We start from the raw sequence: 4025 nt of genomic DNA, 5'->3' as shown, positions 1-4025 counted from the left end.
AATGTTGAATTGTTTTTTCAATAGTCCCAATCATTTTATCAAGCCGCCGCTTTTTTTCTAGAAGCATATTATGTTGCATAATCAGTGCTTCCTGCCGGTCAAATGACGGACTATCGATGATTTCTTTGATTTTTTTCAAAGGGAAGCCTAGCTCTTTAAAAAATAAGATTTGCTGCAGGGTTTCGAGATTCTCGTCAGAATATACTCGATAGCCAGCTTCAGTGGTTTCCTCAGGGATTAATAATCCAATTTCATCGTAATGGTGTAGTGTGCGCACACTAATTCCCACTAAATCAGCAACTTCTTTTACTTTCATCGTGTTTCGCTCCCTTCACTAGTTACTATAAAGTATCCCGTAACGTGAGAGTCAATATGAAATTTCAAAAAAATATTTGTATAGTAGAAGGAAAATATGGCGAAATATAAACAATGTATAGTTGCGCTTATGGGAGAGGACATTACTTGGTACTTTTTTTAAAAACTAGGAAATCTAGCTAAAATCGGAGGGAACGACTTGAAGCAAAACAACGATTCAAACAAAATCGAAACTCAAGTAGGTGATCGCGAAATAGTGATTACCCACATTTTTGATGCTCTACGCAGTGTTGTGTTTGACGCCTGGACCAAAGAGGAACACCTGTCGAAATGGTGGGGGCCACAAGGTTTTACGACGACTTTTCAGAAGTTTGATATGAAACCGGGCGGTATTTGGCAGTTTATCATGCATGGTCCTGATGGTGTGGATTTTCCTAACACTAATGTCTTTGTTGAGGTCGTTAAACCAGAGCGAATCGTCTTCAAACATGATGTGTTTCCCCATTTTCTAGCTACAACAACATTTGAAGAGATCGATGGTAAGACTAATCTCACTTATTCCACAGTATTTGAAGAAAATGCTGATACATTCGAAAAGGTGAAAACATATGCCGTTCCAGGTGCAGAACAGCTGATGGACCGACTTGAAGAGTTTCTCGCAAACATTAGCCAATAAAACAACTACCTGAAACTAGTTCTGGTTTATGCTGTTCGCAGGATATGTACATAAATCGTTGTTATTAAAAATAAGGACTTCTTTTCCAATGTACTGGTTTAGTAGTTCGCAAATAGTGGTTCAAAACTCCGCTCAACTGGGTCAAGTTTTCCTCCATACCCAGCATATTAAATGCTATTATCGAATTTAGAGGCTGAAATAATGATCATGTAAGTCAAACGCCAATACGTAATGATGAGCTATTTTTTCTTGAAGAATTGTTACGATTTTTTGAACAAAAAGGAAATGTCGTAATGAATAGCGAAATATGCCCTAGAGGAGAAAATACATCCATTCGAATCTTAATCCCCAAGTTCTTTCTCCATAATCCCCGAAAGGAAGATCCTCCAATGACAAAAGAATACCTTGATTTGAAAATGGATTTTATGTTCAAACAGTTATTTGGACAACCTACCCGAAAGCACATCACGATTGCTTTTCTTAATGACATTTTAGGTAGAAACGGCCAAGAGCGAATTACTGAGTTAACTTTTGAAAATACGGAAAACGTAAAAGATCGTACGGACGGAAAAACGGTCCGCTTTGATGTTACCGTATTTACAGATTTAGGAGAACGAATCAATGTTGAAATCCAAATTAAAGACCAGCAGGATATGCCGGAACGAACACTTTATCATTGGTCGCGAATGTTTTCCTCTTCATTAAATTCAGGCGATTCTTACACGTTACTTCCTCCCACGATTTTTATCACCATTGTCAATTATCCACTTTTTCCATCAGAAACTGATCGCTTTCACACAAAATTCCATATTAGAGAAGATGAAGAAGGATTTCTTTGGTCTGACAAACTCGAATTCCATTTGATTGACTTGAGCAGTTTCATGGTACAATGGAAAAAATACCGCCGGAAATTGAAAGAACAAAACGAAAACGAATTGCCGTGGCTGATGATGCTATCAGCAGCTGACGCCAAACGGAAAATTCAACACAGTGAAATTTTGGCAGAACTGGAGGAATGGGCGATGAATATTGAGGAAGTTCGTGAAGCTTTAATTGAATGGGAAAACTTAAGTGCGGACAAGAAGAACCGTGTTGAATACGAAGCGAGGTTGAAAGAGCTACGTGACCAATTAAGCAATCTCCAGGGATATCATCGCAAGGGGAAAGAAGAAGGTAAAATGGAGGAGAAAAAACAGATTGCTTTGGAAATGCTTAGAGAGGGATTAACTGTTGAGGTCATTGCAAGAATCACAAAATTAAACAGTAATGAGTTAGAGGAATTAAAGAAAAATCTTTAATTAAATAAATGGTCTCAGCTTTCAACACACAGAAATGGAATCCTCCAGCCAGGGTTCCATTTTTCGTTTTCGCAAGTACACAACAAATACAATCGGTCCAGATTGTTATAGATGTAAGAATTATTCAGGTTTGTAAAAGCAATCAGTTAAGATATAGTAAAATAGTTCTTACAGGATAATCAAACGTGAGTGAATTTAGGGGAATTGAATAGATTTACGGGAGAAAAACAGAGTTAGGACCAACATTAATCATATGGAGGTAAGGGATGAAAATACTTTTAATTGAAGATGATTTAAAGTTAATAAAATATATTACAAAATATTTGACTGCTTACGATTATGAAGTATTCGCTATTGAAGATTTTAATGGTATTTTGGAAACCATTGATCAGATTGAACCAAAACTGATTATTCTTGATATTAATTTACCGTTGTTTGATGGTTTTTATTATTTGAAACGAATTAGAAAAAGCCACATGATGCCAATTATTATTTTATCAGCAAGAAGTGAAGAGGCTGAACAAATCAGAGGGATGGAGCTTGGTGCAGATGATTATGTTACAAAACCTTTCAGTGTAGGAATTCTTTTAGCAAAGATAAACGCTGCGTTAAGACGAACCATGCAATTTTCGAATGAACACAAAATAGAAGATGGGAAACTGGTTTTATTAGAGGATAGTTTAAAGCTACAATATGAAAATCAAACAGTAGAACTTTCAAAGAATGAGTTTAAAATCATCAAGCTATTGTTGCAAAACTCGGGTAAATTGGTCAGTAGAGATGATTTGTTTGATGTGTTGACGGACTATAACACATTCGTGGCCGAAAACACACTTAATGTGAATATGTCTAGAATAAAGAATAAGCTGAAAGAACTAGGTCTTGAACATGTCATTACAACTAAAAGGGGATTGGGTTATGTCCTTCATCCGACTGATTACTAATGTCATTCAAGATAAGAAAGTTATCATATTTGTGTACATCATTAATACTTTCCTGATTGTATCATTCTATATGCTATTAATGGGAAGTGAAGATTTATTATATCCAATTCTTTTGAGCTGTACGCTATTCGTACTTTATTTAGGCTACGAAATAGGTAAATATCATAAATTTGCAAAAGATATTGAGGACGGTCGAAAGAGCCCTAACTACTCTACTCATGTTATGAATAATAAAGACAAACTGGTCTTTTCGACTCTTTCCAATGTCCACCGGGAATATAACAGAATGCTCTATGACAATAAAGTGAAACAAAACCAAAAAAATGCCTTATTTTCTCAATGGATTCATAACATGAAAACATCGGTATCCGTCATTCACCTTGCCTCGGAAATAAGCCTCTCCGAAAGAGAAAACGATGAATATATGGAAGATATTAAAGAAGAAAACGATATTTTGAAAAAGAACTTGGAAGAAGCTTTAAACTTACTTAGAATCGAAGAGTTTTCAAATGATTTTATTCCTCAGCGATTTCCATTAAAACAGCTAGTCTATCAAGCACTGAATGAAAGAAGAAGAGAAATGAGGTATAAAGGCATTTATCCTCATGTAATTATTCCGGATGAATTGGAAATCTTAACAGATAAAAAATGGGCGCAATATATGTTAGAGCAAATTCTATCAAATGCGATTAAGTATTCTAACGTAGAGAAAAGCGAAGCGATCGTTATTGATGTAACCGAAGATGAAGAAGATAACGTTATTCTGTCTATTAAAGATGAAGGAATTGGAAT

Annotated in this window: 5 protein-coding genes; 4 read left to right on the top strand and 1 reads right to left on the bottom strand. The window is 35.6% G+C overall.

The annotated features are described in order from the left end of the window. On the bottom strand, positions 1-316 hold a 316-nt coding region (locus FXW34_RS22685; RefSeq protein WP_147535784.1), incomplete at its 3' end, for a MerR family transcriptional regulator. Between the two features lie 198 nt (positions 317-514). Here FXW34_RS22685 and FXW34_RS22680 point away from each other — a divergent pair. The 4 genes from FXW34_RS22680 to FXW34_RS22665 form a co-directional block, all read left to right on the top strand. After that, the gene (locus FXW34_RS22680) at positions 515-991 is read left to right on the top strand and encodes an SRPBCC family protein (RefSeq protein ID WP_147536287.1); all 477 of its coding nucleotides are present in this window, start codon (positions 515-517) and stop codon (positions 989-991) included. 389 nt (positions 992-1380) lie between these two features. Further along, a complete protein-coding gene (locus FXW34_RS22675; RefSeq protein ID WP_147536286.1) occupies positions 1381-2289 on the top strand; it encodes an Rpn family recombination-promoting nuclease/putative transposase in 909 nt (302 codons plus the stop codon). Positions 2290-2555: 266 nt separating this feature from the next. Then, positions 2556-3233 carry a response regulator transcription factor gene (locus FXW34_RS22670; RefSeq protein ID WP_147536285.1) on the top strand — a complete coding sequence of 226 codons (678 nt, stop codon included), beginning with the start codon at positions 2556-2558 and terminating at the stop codon, positions 3231-3233. Next, on the top strand, positions 3208-4025 hold an 818-nt coding region (locus FXW34_RS22665), incomplete at its 3' end, for a sensor histidine kinase (RefSeq protein WP_147536284.1). The genes FXW34_RS22670 and FXW34_RS22665, both read left to right, overlap by 26 nt.

The organism is Bacillus marasmi, assembly GCF_902168435.1.
GTDB lineage: Bacteria > Bacillota > Bacilli > Bacillales > Cytobacillaceae > Bacillus_BU > Bacillus_BU marasmi.
The sequence above is the reverse complement of the archived record's forward strand: the minus strand, read 5'-3'. Positions and strand labels throughout refer to the sequence as shown.